Genomic DNA, 17,892 nt, shown 5'->3' with positions numbered 1-17,892 from the left:
TCCTTGCTGTGATGCGGTGCCTATGCGGGAGGCGAGGTCCAGACGCCGGTCTGACCGGTGCAACTGCTGGGTCCAGTAACGCGATAGCCAGTCGCCGGCCACGCCAGGGCGTTGATGAACGTCGCAACGGCATCCTGCCCATCCGGTTGCTGGTACTTACCGCTATACCAGTAAACCGTGATCTTGTCGGCGAGAGCGCTAAGGCGATCGTCGTCGAAGACTCCGGCTGACTCGACCTGGTCAAATGTGAGCGAGACATCCGGCGAGCTCAGACCGACGGCGCTGAACAGATCGACGAGCGCCGAACCTTCTTCGCCGAGATTCCCGAGGTAGGTCTCGGCCAGCTGCTGGTCACTCAGATCGTCGAAGCCGGTCAGCGCCGACGAGAGCGTCAGAAACATCGCTACAGACCGATCAGGCTGTGGCGAGCCATTCGTTTCGGGCGAGGCTTCGCTCGGTTCCGTCGCCACTGGGGAGCCGGTCACCACCGTCTCAGCGACCGCCGTAGGCGTCGTATCGTTGTCGTCGCCGTTCGCGCAGGTAGCCAGTACGGTGGCGGCGATGCCTGAGCTGACGAGCGCGAGAAAAGCGCGGCGACTGAGCACGCGATCCAACTCCGGTTCGCGACCAATGCGGGGTAACTCAGGTCCAGGTGACACGTTTCCCTCCATTCCCGCAGCTGAAATGACCAGACGTAGCCATCGGAGTTGTCACGACAATCTCACTGCGTCAGGCACTCGCAAAGCACAGCCGCGCCCTCTTCGATCTCTTCAAGACTGAGGCCACCGTAACCAAGCAGCAGCCCGTTGGCAGGCTGGCCATCAACGACGTAGCCAGCCAGCGTCGTCACCGCAACGCCGCGCTCGAACGCGCGTTGCCGAACGACCTCAGCATCCAGCGGCGGCTCCAGCTCCAGATAGACATGTAGTCCGGCTTCGAGGCCGCGCATTACCGCTCGGTCTGCAACAGGCTCAAGCGCCCGAGCAAGTGCCGCGCGTTTGTCGGCGTAGTGCCGCCGCATCCTCCGAATGTGGCGCTCCAGGTGCCCGTCGGTGATGAAGGCGGCGAGCGCCCGCTGCACCGGCCAGGCGGTGTGGTAATCCGCCAGCCGCTTCGCCTGAACGACGCGCTCTCGCAGCGGTGCCGGACCTATCAGATACCCAACTCGCAGCGACGGTGCCAGCAATTTCGAGAACGTGCCGATGTAGGCGACCCGACCCTCATCGTCGAGACCAGCCAGCGCCGGAAGTGGCGCGCGGTCGTAGCGATATTCGCTGTCATAGTCATCTTCAACAATCAGCCCGTCCGCCATCCGCGCCCACTCCAGCAGCGCCATCCGTCGCGCCAGAGACATCCGCACTCCGAGCGGGTACTGGTGCGAAGGCGTGACGTAGGCGAGCAACGGCGCGTCGCTGTGTTCGGCAAGCTCGTCGACCAGCAATCCGTCTTCGTCGACGCCGACTGGCACGATCTGCGCGCCGCGTGCCGTCAGAACTGCACGGGCGACCGGATAGCCGGGATCCTCAATCGCCACCGCATCGCCGGGGCGAATCGTCGCGCGAGCGACAAGATCGATCGCCTGCACTGCGCCCGACGTCACGACGACATCCGACGCCTGGCAGATCACACCACGCGAGCGCCGGACATAGGCAGCAATCGCCTCGCAGAGCAGCGGCTCACCGGCAGGATCGCCGTAGCCCGACGGCACCGGCTCGGACGCGACCGTCTGCCAGATGCGCCGCCAGGCGTCGGACGCCAGGTAGCTGGTCGACGGACGCCCCAGTCGGAAGTCGATCCTGGCGGTCGGGTCAGCATCGGTGCTGATCAGCTCGGGGAGGTCTCGTAGCCAACGTGGAGTGCCACTCGGCGCGGGCAAGGTGCGCGCCGATGCTGCCGGCAGATCGTGAGCGACATAGGTGCCGGAGCCGTGGCGACCCTCGACGTAGCCCTGAGCGAAGAGCTCGTCGTAACAAGCCAGCACCACGTTGCGCGACACTCCCACCTCGGCGGCCATCTGTCGCGTCGCCGGCAATCTGTCACCCGCCGCCAGCCGCCCGTCCAGAATGGCACGTCGAAACTGCTCTGCGAGCTGTGCGTGCAGAGCCACGCCGGAATCCCGATCGACCTCAATCGGAATGGCGAGATCGACAGTCATACTGTGGCTCCAAACGTTTCGCCTCAAGTGGCCCTTTACTTAGTGCCACTTGAGCATATGCTGAAATGGATGATTTCGCGACTATCGAAAGGGATGAGAATTCAATGAGCGCACCGGAACGTCCGACGAGTCACCCATTCAACATGCACCAGCACATGTTCGATCAGCCTGATGCAATCGAGCAGGTTGTACCCGCAAACAGCGAGCGAGTCGACCGATTCGCAGCCACGGTCGCCGAACTGGATCGCCTCTGGATCGTTGGCATTGGCACGTCCTACCACGCTGCGCTCATGGGCGAATACTTCTTCAGGGCTTTCGGCGGCGGACTGACCGCCATCGCCTGCCACTCATTCGACTTCTGCCTCTACGGCCCCCCGCTGACCGACCGCGACGCCGTCATCGTCATCAGCCACACCGGCCGCAAGAGCTACAGCGTTGATGCGCTGAACCGTGTCCGCGAGTCGTCGGCGGCGCTGGCGCTGATCACCGGCGAGGAGGGCGCGCAGCGGCACACCGACTTGCAGCACGTCCTGACGACAACCGCGCCGGAAGGCTCTGCGACCTACACGATCTCCTACACGTCGGCGCTCGCCGTTCTCACCGCTATCGCCGGAGCCGTCGGCGAACGCCGAACTGGCGCGCCGGTGGCCGGCATTGATGCACTGACGAGCGAGCTGCCGGCGGCAATGCGTGGCGCGCTGGAAGCCGAGCAGCAGATCCGCTCGCTCGCCGAGGTCCACGCCGGTCATCGCAAAGTCTGGCTCTCCGGAGCCGGTGCCGCAGGTGTGTCGGCGCTGGAGGCAGCGCTGAAGATTAAAGAGGCCAGCTACATCAACGCCGAGGCACTGCCGGTCGAGCAGATGCTGCACGGCCCGTTCACCTCAGTCGAGCCCGAAGATCTGATGATTCTGGTCGCGCCGGAGGGTGCCGGTCAGCCGCGAACGATCCAGCTCGGGCTGGCAGCGCGCGACCTCGGCCTCGATCTGTTCGTCGTCAGCGACGGCACGGCGACCGAGCTCCGCGAGGGTGCTGCCGGCTGGATCACGGTCCCGGCCATCGCCGAGCCGTTCTCGGCGCTAACAACGCTCGTGCCACTGCAGATGCTGGCCTACTGGTATGCCATCACCCGCGGCACGAACCCGGATACCTTCCGCCGCGACGACCCGCGCTTCGCCCGCGCCTACGCGCTCGCCCCACTCTAGATCGCGTACCAATACCATCACACGACCAGCGCGGCGTTGGCCGTCGCGCTGGTCGTGTGGCACGGTTCTCCCTGACCACGATTCTCGACGGCCACGGTACCTGACGTAGAATGGGAAGGGACGACCATATGCTGTCACGGCCCAGACGAGCCATCGCGCTCGCGCTTACGTTCGTGCTGTTACTGGTAGCTGTTGTCCAGACGCAGGTCGCTGCCGAGCAACCGGCCAACGAGGCGTTCCAGCGCACGTGGGCACGAACGGACAAGCCCGTCGCCGATGGCGCGGTCAGCCGAACATGGATGTGGGGACCGCAAGCCAACACCGCTGCGCTCGTTGAAGACTACGCCGAGGCGCCGGACCACGAGCGCACTGTCCAGTACTTCGACAAGTCACGCATGGAAGTCACTAACGACGCGTCGATCGCCGCAGATAGCCCCTGGTACGTTACCAACGGCCTGCTGGTTGTCGAGTTGATGACCGGCGAAATGCAGGTCGGCGACGATACATTCGTCCAGCGCGACCCAGCCGAAGTTCAGGTCGCCGGCGATCCCGGCCCGGACAACGGACCGACCTACGCCGATCTCGCCGACCTGCGCTCAGCGCCAGCGACCGAGGTTGGCGAAGTACTGAGCCAGCGCGTCGATTCCGACGGCAACGTCGGGACCGTCAGTGACTTCGCCGCATATGGCGTCACTGCTGCCGAGCGCGTGCAGGTGCCCGGCATCGACCACACCGTCGCCTCTGTCTTCTGGTCGTTCATGAACTCGACCGGCCTGGTCTCCGACAACGGCAACCTGACCGAGGCCAACCTGTTCGAGAATCCCTACTACGCAACCGGCTACCCGATCACCGAGGCGTACTGGACGATCGTCTCTGTCGGCGGCGTCTCAACTGATGTCCTGCTGCAATGCTTCGAGCGCCGCTGCCTGACCTACACGCCGGGCAACTCCGCTGGCTGGCAGGTCGAGGCGGGCAACGTCGGCCTGCATTACTACGCCTGGCGCTACGACGAGCAGCAGCTTATCGTGACGCCGACTGAGCCAGCGCCGACCCCAACTCCGTCACCAGCACCGACCGCCCCGATCACCGATGGCTACGTTGTCATCATCGAGTCGGTCCAGACACCCGGCCCAACCACCGAGCAGATCATGATCTGGAACAAGACGCCGTTCGAGAGCTCGGTCAACATGCAGGGCTGGACGCTGTCTGACGAGGACGGACACGTCTACACGTTCCCGGACGTGACGGTGAAGGCCGGGTTCTACGTCACCGTCAACGTCTGCAACGGCGAGGATGTCATCAAGTCGCGTTACGCGATCCTGTACTGGGGACTCTGCCAGTCAGTTGCTGACGGCGACACCGTCACGCTGCGTGACGCACAGGGCCGTGTCGCAGACACCTACCCATAGAGCGTCAACTCGTTGACACGCAAAAGCGGGGTGGCCACGTGGCCACCCCGCTTTGTGCTTGCGCTATGCCGTGCGCACAACCGGCTCGAGAACGATCGGTCGGATCGGCTTGAGACCCGCCTCAATCATCGCGCGGCGCGGCTCCAGGAACGGCGGCAGCGCCAGCGACTCGCCGAGATGCTCGGGATCTTCGTCAACCGCGAAGCCCGGCAGATCGGTCGCCAGCTCGAACAGGACACCGCCCGGCTCGCGGAAGTAGGCCGACTTGAAGTAGAAGCGGTCGATCACTGGCGTGATGCCGAGGCCGATGCTGGCCAGACGATCGCGCCAGGCCACGTGCTCCTCGTCGGTCGGGACGCGCAGCGCGATGTGATGCACTCCGCCGCCGCCGACCATCCCGCGCCGCGCCAGATCCGGCCGCTCGATCACTCGGATCTGAGCGCCCGGTCCGCCCGGTCCAACCTCGAAGGTTAGCGCCCGATGGCCGTCCTCGTCATACTCGTCCACCTGCCGGAATCCGAGTGCGTGCGTCAGGATCGCCACCGTCGGTGCCAGCGACTTCAGCGAGAGCGAGACGCCCTCCAGACCACGCACGGCCCAGTCGGCCGATACCGGACCGGCTGCCCAGGGGATGCCCGGCGCAACCGGCGCATCGCCACCATCGACGAGATCGTCGACGATCTCCAGCGGCTGCCCCTCTGGATCGGTGAACCGGATGAACGCTCTGCCATTGCGCTCCTCGATCTCACCAACCGGCACGCCAAACGACAGCAGCCGCTCGCGCCACAGCCCAACAGCCACGCGCCCCGGAACACGCAGCGCCGTCGCCGAGACCATGCCCACCGCCGGCTGATGCTGCCCCGCGAACTCCCAGTCGAAGAACGTCAGGTCGGTCCCGGCATTGCCGTCGTTGTCGGCGTAGAACAGGTGGTAGGCCGACACGTCGTCCTGATTCACCGTCTTCTTGACCAACCGCATTCCCAGAATCTGGGTGTAGAACGCCACGTTCTCCGAAGCGGTCGTCGTCACCGCCGTCACGTGATGAATGCCACCAAGCTGCATCGTCGTTATCCTCTCCATCAGTGCCGCGCCGCCATCATCGGCTCGGCATCGGCGCGTCCCAGCGCCTGGTCCAACTCGCGCAAAATGCGCTGCAGTGTCGTGCGCTTGTCGACGTCGAGCGCTGCGAATTGTTCGGTAATCAATGCCTCGTGGAGCGGCAGTACTGCCTCGCGTATCACGCGACCCTGCTCCGTCAGGCGCAGGCGGCAGATCCGCCCCTCCGGCTCGCGCTCGACCAGCCCTGCCCGGGCCATACGATCGAGCAGTTGCGAGACGTTGCTCTTCGTCACCAGTAAGCGATCAGCGAGTTCCTGCTGCGTGAGCCCTTCATCAGCACCGACCTGCGCAAGAACGTCGAATTGCGACAGGGTCAGCCCATGGTCCCGCAGTTGTGATGCCGCTGCCTGCTGAATACGGTGATGCACCCGCATGAGTCGGAGCCACGTCACTACTGCACTGCCATCATGGTCACTCACCAGCATCTCCTCACTTCACTCATGATAGTTTATATCTAAACCGTTCATATGTCAACTATCGATGTGAGATTGCTCCGCGTATAGTTCGGCCCACGTCACAGTGACACGGTATTGAGCGGGAGACGGCGATGCGAACGGTTCGGATGTTGACGACAATCGAGGCGCACGCGGGTGGCGAACCGCTGCGCATCATCACTTCCGGCGTACCGCCACTGCGCGGCCAGACAATCCTCGAACGCCGTCGCGAGATGCTAGAGCAGCACGACGATGTCCGCCGCGCGCTGATGTGGGAGCCGCGCGGCCACGCCGATATGTACGGCGCGCTGCTGACGCCGCCTGTGACGGCCGATGCAGACTACGGCGTCCTGTTCATGCACAACGAGGGCTACTCGACGATGTGCGGCCACGGCATCATCGCGCTCACCACCGTGCTGATCGAGACCGGCCAGTTCCCGGTCTCCGGCGACACAGCGACGATTGGCTACGACTCCCCGGCCGGTTTCATCCGCGCGACCGCGTCCATCGCCGATGGCCGCGTCGAGACCGTTGCCTTTGAGAACGTCCCATCGTTCGTCTTCAACGATGGGATCGACGTCGAAACCACCCGCGGTATGCACCGCGTTCCGGTCGTGTTCGGCGGCGCGTTCTACGCGCTGATCGACGCAGCCGCGCTCGGTCTTGAAGTCCGCCGCGACGATATTCGCGACCTGATCGACATCGGCATGGAGATCAAGCGCGCCATCGAAGCGCAAGTCGAGGTCGTCCACCCGGACGAGCCGGATCTGCGCGGGATCTACGGTACGATCATCACCGGCACGCCGAGTGTTGGCGCGGACGGTCGCAACGTCACGATCTTCGCTGACGGCGAGGTGGATCGCTCGCCGTGCGGCACCGGCACTGCCGCGCGACTCGCCTGGCTGCATGCCACCGGCGAGGTTGGGCTCAACACCCCGTGGGTCCATGAGAGCATCATCGACACGCGCTTCACTGGCCGCGTGCTGCGCGAAACGATGGTGGCCGGGACGCCGGCGATCGTCCCCGAAATTTCCGGACGCGGTTACCTGACCGGTACATCCACGTTCATGTTAGACCCGGAAGATCCCGTATCCGGCGGCTTTCTGGTCCGCCCGGGATCGCACCAGTGACATGACCACCCTCGCCATCCGGAGCCTGCGCGACATTCCCACGCGCGCGCCCAAGGTTCACGATCGCGTTGATCAGGCCGAGGTGCGAGAACGCCTGCGGGAAGTTGCCCAGGAATCGACCCGTGTGGCTCTCGATCTCCTCTGAGAACAGACCCAGGTCGTTCGCGCGGGCCAGTAGTTTCTGGAGCAGTTCCTCAGCACGATCCAGCTCCCCCTGGCCAACCAGACAGTCAATCAGCCAGCAGCTGCACAGCACGAACGCACCTTCGTGCCCCTCGAGCCCATCGACGTTCGTGTGCTCCTGATGCGAGACGTAGCGCCAGACCAGATCGTCCCGGGTCAGCTCGTCGATGATCCGCTCGATGGTTGCTTTCATCACCGGATGATCGACGTCAATAAAGCCCCGCAGCGGAAACGACAGCGACGAGGCGTCGAGCACATCGTCATCGAACCCCTGGCTGAAGATGCCCTCCGGTGTGACGCCACGCTCCATCACATCCTCGCGAATGCGATCGCGCAGATCGCGCCACGCATCCAGCGGCACATCGCGCTCGTCCTTCTTCGCCAGCCGGATGGCGCGGTCCATCGCCACCCAGCACATGACGTTGGAGTACGTCATCCGTCGCTCGTCGCTGCGCACTTCCCAGATGCTGGCGTCCGGCTGCTGCCAGCGTTCTTCGACAACTTTGGTGACATTGACCAGATAGTTCCAGAGAACGTTATTAATCGCGCCACCAAAGCGCCGGTGAACCCAGGCGGCGTCGAGCACTTCGCCGAAGCGGTCGAGCTGACGCTGAGCGTGCGCGCCATTCCCGATCCGAACCGGCTTCGAGCGCATGTACCCTTCGAGATGGGCGAGCGTTTGTTCATCGAGATTGCCAGTTCCGTCAACGCGGTACATGATCTGGAGCGAAGATGGATCGTCGCGAGTGGTGTCAATGACCCACTGCAGAAACCCTTCGGCTTCGTCGCGATAGCCAATCGAATGGAATGCATGCAGCGCGTAGCTGGAGTCACGGATCCACGCATAGCGATAGTCCCAGTTCCGCTCGCCGCCAATCTCTTCCGGCAGAGAAGTGGTTGCGGCAGCGACCATCCCACCGCTGGACACGCTATCCAGCAGCTTCAGGACGAGCGCGCTGCGCCGCACGTGTTCTGCATACGGACCCGTGTAATTGCAGCGCTGGATCCAGCGTGTCCAGCCTTCGATCTCACGAACCAGGAGCTCTTCGGCCAACTCCCGCGATAGATCGGACCAGACCGCAGTTCCGGAGTCGTGGTAGTTCGCCGAAACAATCTCCTGATCGCCCTCGTTGACCGTGAAGCGCGCGGTGATCCTCGCCTCTCTCTGCACGAGCCAGGCTGTGGAAGCGACACGCAACGCGCCACGGTCGCCGCCGATGAGTGCCCCCTTGTTCGGAACGATCTCCACGGCGGGTACCTCACGCCCATAGTCGAAGCGTGGTGCAAGCTGCATCCGCATAGCCACGCTGCCACGGACGCCGCGCACTACGCGAATAATCATGCCGTCGCGCAGGCGCTGGGAAACGCCGAAATCACTGCCGAACGCGATCGAGGGCATGAAGTCGATCAGCTCCACCGCTCCGCTCGCCGTCTCGAAGCGCGTCACCAGCACATTGGTGTCGTCCAGATAGGAGCGGGTGACTGTCCACGGCTCACGCGGGGCGATTTGCCAGAAGCCGCCAATATTGGCATCGAGGATACGCCCGAACACAGACGGCGAGTCGATGCGTGGCAACGGGCACCAGTCGATCGACCCATCTGCGCCAACCAGCGCCATCGTATGTCCGTTCCCGATAGCACCATACGCCTCGATCGGCAGATAGCCCTGTTCATTCCGCTGCCCGGCGCTCTGCGTCGTCATCGCACCTCCTCGTGATATTGCCGGCGGCAGGTCGCCCGCCACCGATGGTACTGCTCCATGCCCGTGGCAAGCGCCGCGCCACCCGTCGAATCGATTTTCATCGGTTGGACTGATCGAAAGGACAGGATAGAATCGTCCCTTAAACCATACGCAGGCTAGGGAACCTTCCCTATGCTAAGGTCATCAGCCCGGCGTTATTGCCGAAGTGCGCTGCTCATGGCGAATCCTGTCAACCGCCATGAGCCACGACGTAACGCGTTTGGGCCGACGATGTTGTGGGAAATCGCGACCGGAGCGCCGTAGCGCCTGAACGAGTCTGGGGTAGGCAGAGGGTCTTTCTGGAAGACTCAACGGGCCACGCTGTCACCGGGCAGCCGTCCAGACCGTCCAACGGTCACCTGAAAGAGGATTGGATGCAGAGGTCAGCTCGGTTTGCGAGCCTGTTCATGGTTTCGCTGTTGCTTCTCCTCGCGCTCGCCGCCTGCGGCGGAAGTGACAGTGACGACCCGACTCAGGAGGCAGCGGCCTCACCGACAACTGCCGAGGCAACCGCAGAAGCAAGCCCGGCCACGGAACCCACCGAAGAAGCGGAAGTGGCCACTCCGACTGAGGAGCCCGCGACGCCAACGACCGCGCCGGTCGCCAGCGGCCCGGTTGAGGTCGATGCCCTCTGGTTCGCCAGCGATGGCCAATCGGTCATGGGTGGCACCAGCCATGTGAAGGTCCGAGTCGAGCCGAAGACGAGCGAAGACCTGCGCGTCGGCTTCTTCGAGTCTGAAGTGGGCGGGTCGGGCCCGCAGTGGCGCGCTGCCGGCTGGATGGCCGTCATCACCGCCTCGCTCCTGCTGTCTGAAGATCCGTCACAGCACGAATTCTCGTTCGACGTCGCCGGCCGCATCGACGGACCATCCGCCGGTGCGCTGATGACCTCGGCCGTGCTGGCCGCCTACCTGGGCGACGTGATTGATCCCACCGTCACGATGACCGGCACAATCAACCCGGACGGCACGATCGGCCCGGTCGGCGGCATCCCGCACAAGATCGAGGGCGCTGCCGCATCCGGCAAGACCACTGTCCTCGTTCCGGGCGGACAGCGCTATGACTACGACTACGCCGCAGGGCAGTCGGTCGACCTGGTCCAGGTGGGCCAGCAGAACGGCATCACCGTCAAGCTCGTCCCCGACATCTACACCGCCTACCGCGAGCGGACCGGCAGCGAGCTCCCGACGCCAGTCAGCACCGGCCAGGCCGCGTATCCGCCGGCGGCGTACGACAAGTACCGCGCCGCAGCCACGGACTGGTATGCGACCTACGATCAGGAGCGCACCGGCTTCACGGCACTTCCCGCCGACGTTCAGGAGTATCGTCTCGACACGATCAACCTGGCTGATTACTACGCCCAGAAGGCCAACCAGTTCCTCGGCGAGGGCCAGATCGCTGCCGCTTTCGAGCACGCCTTCTCAGCCGCCGCAATGGCCAAGCTGGCCCGCGAAGCAGCGGAGCTGGACAACATCTACCTGTCGCAGGGACTCGACCCGATGTTTGCCCGCCTGAACTCCAGCGCAGCAACCATCACCCGCTTCGACGCGTTGCGTCAGAAGCTGGAAGCGGAGACTCCTCGTACTGCCTCTGACACCATTGCGCTGATGGATGCCTTCTCGAGCCTGTCAATCGCTCAAGGGATGGTCTTCCAGGCGCAGAGCGCCATCTCCACGCTGCAGAACAACCCTGACGCCACCGAGGATGACGTCCTCGACACGATCTATCTGGCCAACTACTACTACGTTTACGCCAACCAGTATCTGAACCTGGCCGAGGATCAGGAGTCAATCGGGCTTGGCTACGGCAACGCTCCGTCTCCGAACCCGGAAGTGCTGAAGGCGATCTCCGAGACGCTGCGCCGTGGTGCGGAAGCGAACGTGACCTACTTCGAGACCCTCATCGTCGAGCCGTTCGCCCAGCAGTACGGCGTCTCGTCTGACATCGCCAAGGTCTACTTCCAGCAGTCCGACAATGGCTACCTGACAGCAGTCGCAGCCATCGCAGGTGCAGACTCGTTAGCCGACGCAGTTAACAAGGAAGACGCGAAGTCGTGGGTTCACCTCGGCTCGGCGTTGACCGCGTACTCGCAGTCTGCCGGCCTGATCGCCAAGTACTACTCACTCGGCGCGCAGGTTGACGACTCCGGCTACATCGTTGGTTACGATCGACAGACGGCACTCGCCAACATGCTCGATCTGGCCGACCAGCGAGCCAAGACACTGCTTGGTGCCGTCGCCACCGAAGACCCGATCCAGGCACTCTATTACTACGACAACGCCCGCCTGTATCGCACCGGCGACGCGACGGATCAGCTGACGGCACTGAACTACTACTGGCAGTCAGCCATCTTGTCATCCACGCTCTCGGCGTTCTCGGCAGAACCGGAGAGCTAGTTCACCCGCAACCCAACGAAGCCGCGGTGGAGAGATCGTCTCCGCTGCGGCTTCGTCCTCTTCCCGCCAAGCCTTCGCGCGATCGGTTACGCTATGATCTCCGTCAAGGAGGCGTCGTGACCGTCGCGCACACACCAAAGGTCGATCTGATCGCCCATAGCCCGGAGCAAACCCGCGCAATCGCCGCCCAGCTGGCTCGGCGTCTTTCGCATGGGCAGACAGTTCTGCTCAGCGGCCCGCTCGGTGCCGGTAAGACGACGTTCGTGCAAGGTTTGGCGCGCGCACTCGGCGCTGGCGAGCAGGTCCAGAGCCCGACATTCACCATCGTCGCCGAGCACGATGGCCAGTTGGCCGACGGCCAACCAGTGCGCCTGTACCATATGGATCTGTACCGTATGTCCGGCCCGGACGATCTCGACTCGATCAGCTTCGATGACTATTTGAGCGACCCGAAGGGCATCGTCATCATCGAGTGGCCCGACCGCGCGGTGAGCAGGCTGCCGGACGAGTACATACTGGTGCAGATGGGCAACATCGCCGACACAAAGCGCTCGATCAGCATCTCGCCGTCGGCGTCTCGGCGCGTAACGCGCGAGCGGCAGGCGATCGAGCTGATGCGGAAGGAGGTTGGTGGTGGCCGAGGATAGACCGGCCGGCTGGCTGCTCGGCATCGACACATCATCCGATATCGCATCAATCGCGCTCGCGCCGACCCAGGGTGGCGGCAGCCTGGCTGAGGTGACCTGGCCCGCGCCACGCAGCCAGACAACAACGCTGCTATCGCAGATCGACCATCTGCTGCGCAGTTGCCATCTGGAACCGGAGCACCTGGGCGGTGTCGTCATCGCAACCGGGCCGGGCGGGTTCAACGCCCTCCGCGTCGGGATGAGCGTGGCCAAGGGCTTTGCCTTCGCGCTGGATCTGCCGATCTTCGGCGTCGGGACGCTCGACATCGCCGCGCAGGCGGTGGCGTCGTGGGGCTTGCCGGTGCGCGCCTTCGTTCCAGCGGGTCGCAATCGCGCCGTCTTCGCCGACTATCTCCATCTCGGTGGGGCGCTCCAGCGCAGCGGCGAGATGGGCAACCGCCCGATCGCGTCGCTGGCCGCCGATCTGATGACGCCGACTGTCCTGACCGGCGACCTCACCATCGACGACCAGGAGGCGCTCCAAGAGCTACCAAACGTCGTCCTGCCATCTGCTGGACTCAGGCAACGGCGCGCAGCATTCATGATTGATCTGGCCCAGCCGCGCTACGTCGCCAACGAGCCGGACGACATCACGCGGCTGGAGCCGCTTTACGTCCATCAGCAGTCAAGCGAATCCGGCACCGCAGCCCGGCAGCGCTCAAACGCGAGAGCACAGCAATGAGCTATTACATCGCACCGATGCAGATCGACGATATCCCCGAGGTATCGCGCGTCGAGCACCTCTGCTTCACCAACCCCTGGCCGCAGTCCGCCTACCGCCGCGAGCTGCGCAATCCGGGCAACAACGCCTACATCGTCCTCTGGCATCACGACGACAACCTGCCGGAGCCGACACCCGAAGAGGGCCGAGGCGGTCGCTCGATCCTGCCGTTCTTTCGCCGCGGCGAACGCGGGGGTGAGGATCAGATCGTCGGCTTCGCCGGCATGTGGATCCTCTACGACGAGGCCCATGTCACAACTATCGGCGTGACACCGGAGCTACGCGGGCAGGGTCTCGGCGAGCTCCTCCTGCTGCGCCTGTTCGAGATCGCCTACGAACGAGACTCCGAATGGGTCACGCTCGAGGTGCGCGTCTCAAACGCCGGTGCACAGGCGCTCTACCACAAGTATGGATTCAGCCAGCAGGGTCTCCGCCGCCGCTATTACAGCGACAACGGCGAAGATGCCTACATCATGTGGTCACCGGCGATTCGCACGCCCGAATATCGTCAGCGGTTCGCCGAGTTGCGCAGCAGCGCGCTCGCCCGGCTCGGCGACAAGCTCAGCGATGATCGGCACGCGAACGGAACAGGCGAAGGCCGGATGGAGTCGTCGTCGTGAACATCCTCGCAATTGAAACCTCGTGCGATGAGACTGCCGTCGCCGTCGTCCGGAGCGGCCGGACCGTGCTGGCGAACGTCGTCGCATCCCAGATCGCGCTCCACGAAGCATACGGCGGCATCGTCCCCGAGCTGGCGTCCCGTCAGCATGTGACCGCGATCGTGCCGGTGCTGAAAGACGCGCTCGAAACAGCCGGCGTCACCCGCGACGAGATCGACGCCATCGCCGTCACCGAGGGACCCGGACTGGCCGGATCGCTGCTAGTCGGCATTAATGTCGCCAAGACGCTGGCGTTCGTCTGGAAAAAGCCGCTCGTACCCGTCAACCACCTGGAGGGACATCTCTACGCCAACTGGCTGATCCCTCCCGGTGAGGCAGTCGAGGACCATCCCGCGCCGCAGCTCCCGGCCATCTGCCTGATCGTCTCCGGCGGGCACACCGACCTGCTGCTCATCCATCGCCACGGCGTCTACGAAATCCTCGGCCGCACGCTCGATGACGCGGCTGGTGAGGCGTTCGACAAGGGCGCGCGTATCCTCGGCCTCGGCTATCCAGGCGGACCGGCGATTCAGAATGCTGCCGAGGGCTGTCGTCCGCTGGAGCAGCTACCGCGCGCCTGGCTCGGCGACAGCTACGACTTCTCGTTCTCCGGCGTCAAGACGGCGTTGCTCCGAGCCGCAGAGCCATATCGCAAGCAGGAACCGCCACCCGGCCGAGGCGCACGCAAGACACCCACGCAGGACGAGCCGTTCGTCCGCCATGAGCCGCCGACCTATTCGCCGAATATGCCGGTTGGCGAGCTCGCCGCCGCCTATCAGGACGCCATCGTCGATGTGCTGGTCGAAAAGACGATCACCGCCGCCCAGCAGGAAAACGTCCAGAGCGTGCTGCTCTCCGGTGGCGTATCGGCCAACGCGCTCCTGCGCCGCCGCATGGCATCGCGGCTCCGCACGACCGGCATCCCGCTCTACGTTCCCGAGATGCAGTTCTGCACCGACAACGCCGCGATGATCGCCGCCGCCGCATATCAGGTGCTGCGACGCGGCGCGCTGGCCGGTTGGGAACTGGATGTCCGCGCGCAACTCCCGTGGGGCGCGATCCCCGGCGTCACGATCATCGACCGCGCGCATGGCTGACCACTATCTCCAGCACGAACTTGAGATCGCAACCGCGACAGCCAGAGAGGCCGGGGCGCTGCTGCTCAGCCGTCTCGGTGAAGTCGGCAAGGTCGAATTCAAGAGCAGCCTCGTCGATCCGGTGACGAGCGCCGACCGCGATAGTCAGGCCCTGGTCACGAAGCAGCTTCACGACGCGTTCCCCGACGACGACATCTTCGGCGAGGAGAGCGAATCGCACGAGCGGCCAACCGACACCCGCCGAGCCTGGATCATCGACCCGCTGGACGGCACGGTGAACTTTCTGCACGGTTACCCGACCTTCGCCGTCTCGATCGCGCTCTACGCCGAGGGCCGATCCCAACTGGGCCTGCTCTACGATCCGTCTCGCGACGAGCTGTTCCACGCCATCGACGGCCACGGCGCGTACCTGAACGGCGCTCCGATCCATGTCTCGAACACCTCGACCCTCATCGCCGCCATGGTCGCGTCCGGCTTCCCCTACGATCTCGATGCCCGCCGCAAGGTCATGCCGCTGTTCAACTGGATGGTCCAGGAGACGCAGGGCGCCCGGCGCGGTGGATCCGCCGCGCTCGACCTTGCCTACGTCGCCTGCGGCCGATTCGACGCATACTGGGAAGGCAACCTGCAGGCGTGGGATGTCGCTGCTGCCGCGCTCCTCGTCCAGGAGGCAGGAGGCAGGCTATCGCGGTATGATGGCGCACCGTTCGACATCTGGGCCGGTGAGGTGCTGGCGTCGAACAGGTTGATCCACGATGCCATGCTGCACGGCATCTGTCAGGCGAACACACAGTGACACGACACGATGACACCAGAACATCGACGCGGAGCGGGAGTCATGGATAACGCGTTTGAGCTGTATCACGACCGGATCATCGAGGCGATCGAGCAGGGCGAAGTCGTTTGCCTGTTCTTCCCGCGCCTCGGCAAGACGCTGATCCTCGACCCGCGCCACACCGACGACGTACCGCCTGCGATCTTCGTCGAGGGCATGGTCCGCTCGGCCCGCGAACGACTCGATAGCCTGCGCCGCCTGCGTCCGGAGTTCCCGCTGCCCGAGGAAATGCGGCTGGTGCCGTGGTTCGGCTTCATCGGCTCACTCGACGACGCTGGCGTGACGAAGGCGCTGCTGCGCCGCTGCCACGAAGCCGGCGACCTGCGCATGGCTCGCGCCTGCACCGCCGCGCTGCGTGAGCTCCGCAAGATCGAGCACGCCTTCATGCGCTCGATCATCCGCGGCGAAAGCAGCCGCACCCTCTGGGAGCGCCCGCGCGCCTGACCGGCTAGTGCAACTGCCGAATGCGCGGCACCCGCAGCCAGGCATACAGCGCCAGCAGCACGACACCGGAGCCCATGATCGCGACCGTCGTCTGCACGCCGATCCACTCGCTGGCGAATCCGGCCGCAACCGTGCCCAGCGGCACCATGCCGCGGTTCAGATAGAAGATGCTCATCACCCGCCCGCGCATCTCGTCTGACGCATGTGTCTGCAGCAACGTCGTGTTCAGCGCCATAAAGCCGGTCTGGCCCATGCCGACGCCGAAGAGCAGCGCGAACGACAGCAGTGGGATCGCCGACCAGCTGAACAGCACCAGCATGACGCCGAAGAGCATCATGACCAGCAGCATGATCTTGCCGAGGCTGCCGCCCTCACGCAGCGCCGCGACGATCAGTGCGCCACACAGCGCGCCAATGCCGGTGAACGCGACGAGGATGCCGTAGCCCTCGTTCCCGATGCCCAGCACCTTGTCGGCGAAGATCGGCAGCAGCGTCATGTAGGGCATACCCAGCAGCATCGGCACCAGTGCCAGCACGACCAGCGTCCGCAGCACCTCGTGACCGCGCAGGTACGACAACCCCTCAGCAATCGACGCCAGGATGTTCTTCTGCATGCGCGAAACGAACGGTGGGATCGTCATCATCGCCAGTGTGACGATCAGGATGATGAACGACAACCCATTCAGGAAGAACACTCCGGCGGTGCCAACCAGCGTAATCAGCACGCCGCCCAGCGAGCCGCCGAGGATGCGCGTGAGGTTCAGCGTCGCCGAGTTCAGCGCGATCGCGTTCGCCAGATGCTCGCGATCGACGATGTCGGACAGCAGCGCCTGTCGCGTCGGCAGATTCACACTCAGCATTACGCCCCGCAGCGCCGCGATTGCCAGCACGTGCCAGACAGCGACGACGCCGAACCAGACCAGCCCTGCCAGCAGCAGCGCCAGCAGCATCGCGAACGTCTGTGTGATCTGCATCAGCCGCCGACGCTCCATGCGATCGGCCATCGCTCCGCCAAAGAGGGTGAAGATCAGGATCGGGAAGGCGCGGCAGAACGACATGATGCCGAGGTAGCCGCCGCTCTCGGTCAACTCCCACATCAACCAGCCAATAGCGATCTGGTCCATCCAGTCGCCGGTGTTGGCGACCAGCGAGCCGATCCAGTAGAGCCGGTAGTTGCGGTGGCGCAACGAGGCGAACATCTCGGGGCTGAAGTGGGGCATGCTGACGCCGGTGGACTTTCGCCCGGCCCGCCCACGCAACTTCAACCAGCCCGGTCGCAAACGCTCACCCGACACTCTGCCCCCCTCAGGACGTAACGCGCAGCGTAGCGCGCTCGAAGAGTGTGGGTCAAGTGCGGGAAACGCGTCAGGAAGTTGGTGAAGCGTCCGGTGCGGAGCGACCAGGAGCGTTCACATCCTCACACGGCACGAATGGCGGAACAGCGTCAGGAACCGTCATGTCGGACGCAGGGAGAGACTCATCGCCCAGCGCAGTGCGAAACGCGCCGCCATCCGGGCTCAGGATCGTGGCCATAATGTCTCCTGGATCGCCATGCCGACGATCAAAGACAAACCCGACGAATCGAGCGGGCTGTGCCCCGCGCGCTACTCCCGGCGCTACGATCAGATTCCGCCCATCAATGTCGCCTTCAAAGATCACCAGACTCATCGGACGAGCACAAG

General features: G+C 64.4%; 16 protein-coding genes. 10 read left to right on the top strand and 6 right to left on the bottom strand.

What is annotated here, in order from left to right; translation table 11 throughout:
• Positions 1 to 20: 20 nt before the first annotated feature.
• The gene (locus M9890_02790) at positions 21 to 659 is read right to left on the bottom strand and encodes a sorbitol dehydrogenase family protein (protein MCO5175887.1); all 639 of its coding nucleotides are present in this window, start codon (positions 657 to 659) and stop codon (positions 21 to 23) included.
• A 62-nt stretch (positions 660 to 721) separates the two neighbouring features.
• Positions 722 to 2,155: a PLP-dependent aminotransferase family protein gene (locus M9890_02785; GenBank protein ID MCO5175886.1), complete on the bottom strand. Its 1,434-nt coding sequence runs from the start codon at positions 2,153 to 2,155 to the stop codon at positions 722 to 724.
• Between the two features lie 104 nt (positions 2,156 to 2,259).
• Between M9890_02785 and M9890_02780 the strand changes: the two genes are divergently transcribed.
• Positions 2,260 to 3,357 carry an SIS domain-containing protein gene (locus M9890_02780; GenBank protein MCO5175885.1) on the top strand — a complete coding sequence of 366 codons (1,098 nt, stop codon included), beginning with the start codon at positions 2,260 to 2,262 and terminating at the stop codon, positions 3,355 to 3,357.
• 128 nt (positions 3,358 to 3,485) lie between these two features.
• Positions 3,486 to 4,766 (top strand): lamin tail domain-containing protein, encoded by a 1,281-nt coding sequence (locus M9890_02775; GenBank protein MCO5175884.1) that lies wholly within the window; start codon positions 3,486 to 3,488, stop codon positions 4,764 to 4,766.
• Between the two features lie 63 nt (positions 4,767 to 4,829).
• Here the strand turns inward: M9890_02775 and M9890_02770 are convergent, their stop codons facing one another.
• Both M9890_02770 and M9890_02765 read right to left on the bottom strand, forming a co-directional pair.
• The gene (locus M9890_02770; GenBank protein MCO5175883.1) at positions 4,830 to 5,828 is read right to left on the bottom strand and encodes a ring-cleaving dioxygenase; all 999 of its coding nucleotides are present in this window, start codon (positions 5,826 to 5,828) and stop codon (positions 4,830 to 4,832) included.
• 17 nt (positions 5,829 to 5,845) lie between these two features.
• On the bottom strand, positions 5,846 to 6,304 hold the full coding sequence (locus M9890_02765) for a MarR family transcriptional regulator (GenBank protein ID MCO5175882.1): 459 nt from the start codon (positions 6,302 to 6,304) through the stop codon (positions 5,846 to 5,848).
• Between the two features lie 128 nt (positions 6,305 to 6,432).
• Here M9890_02765 and M9890_02760 point away from each other — a divergent pair, with 128 nt between their 5' ends.
• Entirely contained in the window at positions 6,433 to 7,449 is a 1,017-nt protein-coding gene (locus tag M9890_02760; protein MCO5175881.1) for a proline racemase family protein, read from the top strand.
• On the opposite strand, the gene M9890_02755 is transcribed toward M9890_02760, so the two are convergent.
• The gene (locus M9890_02755) at positions 7,385 to 9,334 is read right to left on the bottom strand and encodes a glycoside hydrolase family 15 protein (protein ID MCO5175880.1); all 1,950 of its coding nucleotides are present in this window, start codon (positions 9,332 to 9,334) and stop codon (positions 7,385 to 7,387) included. The two genes, M9890_02760 and M9890_02755, sit on opposite strands and share 65 nt — an antisense overlap.
• A gap of 413 nt (positions 9,335 to 9,747) precedes the next feature.
• Between M9890_02755 and M9890_02750 the strand changes: the two genes are divergently transcribed.
• From M9890_02750 to M9890_02720, 7 genes are all read left to right on the top strand, one after another.
• On the top strand, positions 9,748 to 11,769 hold the full coding sequence (locus tag M9890_02750) for a hypothetical protein (protein MCO5175879.1): 2,022 nt from the start codon (positions 9,748 to 9,750) through the stop codon (positions 11,767 to 11,769).
• 116 nt (positions 11,770 to 11,885) lie between these two features.
• Entirely contained in the window at positions 11,886 to 12,416 is a 531-nt protein-coding gene (gene tsaE, locus M9890_02745; GenBank protein ID MCO5175878.1) for a tRNA (adenosine(37)-N6)-threonylcarbamoyltransferase complex ATPase subunit type 1 TsaE, read from the top strand.
• A complete protein-coding gene (gene tsaB / locus M9890_02740) occupies positions 12,403 to 13,137 on the top strand; it encodes a tRNA (adenosine(37)-N6)-threonylcarbamoyltransferase complex dimerization subunit type 1 TsaB (GenBank protein MCO5175877.1) in 735 nt (244 codons plus the stop codon). Before tsaE ends, tsaB begins: the two co-directional genes overlap by 14 nt.
• On the top strand, positions 13,134 to 13,796 hold the full coding sequence (gene rimI, locus M9890_02735; GenBank protein MCO5175876.1) for a ribosomal protein S18-alanine N-acetyltransferase: 663 nt from the start codon (positions 13,134 to 13,136) through the stop codon (positions 13,794 to 13,796). Before tsaB ends, rimI begins: the two co-directional genes overlap by 4 nt.
• A complete protein-coding gene (tsaD, locus tag M9890_02730) occupies positions 13,793 to 14,932 on the top strand; it encodes a tRNA (adenosine(37)-N6)-threonylcarbamoyltransferase complex transferase subunit TsaD (GenBank protein MCO5175875.1) in 1,140 nt (379 codons plus the stop codon). The genes rimI and tsaD overlap by 4 nt, the downstream gene beginning before the upstream one ends.
• Positions 14,925 to 15,728, top strand: coding sequence for an inositol monophosphatase (locus M9890_02725; GenBank protein ID MCO5175874.1), 804 nt, complete (start codon positions 14,925 to 14,927; stop codon positions 15,726 to 15,728). The genes tsaD and M9890_02725 overlap by 8 nt, the downstream gene beginning before the upstream one ends.
• Positions 15,729 to 15,770: 42 nt before the next feature.
• A complete protein-coding gene (locus M9890_02720; protein MCO5175873.1) occupies positions 15,771 to 16,211 on the top strand; it encodes a hypothetical protein in 441 nt (146 codons plus the stop codon).
• Positions 16,212 to 16,215: 4 nt separating this feature from the next.
• On the opposite strand, the gene M9890_02715 is transcribed toward M9890_02720, so the two are convergent.
• Positions 16,216 to 17,505: an MFS transporter gene (locus M9890_02715; protein ID MCO5175872.1), complete on the bottom strand. Its 1,290-nt coding sequence runs from the start codon at positions 17,503 to 17,505 to the stop codon at positions 16,216 to 16,218.
• Positions 17,506 to 17,892: the final 387 nt, after the last annotated feature.

This window comes from Thermomicrobiales bacterium, from assembly GCA_023954495.1.
In the GTDB taxonomy this organism is placed as follows: Bacteria; Chloroflexota; Chloroflexia; order Thermomicrobiales; family CFX8; genus JAMLIA01.
The sequence above is the reverse complement of the archived record's forward strand: the minus strand, read 5'-3'. Positions and strand labels throughout refer to the sequence as shown.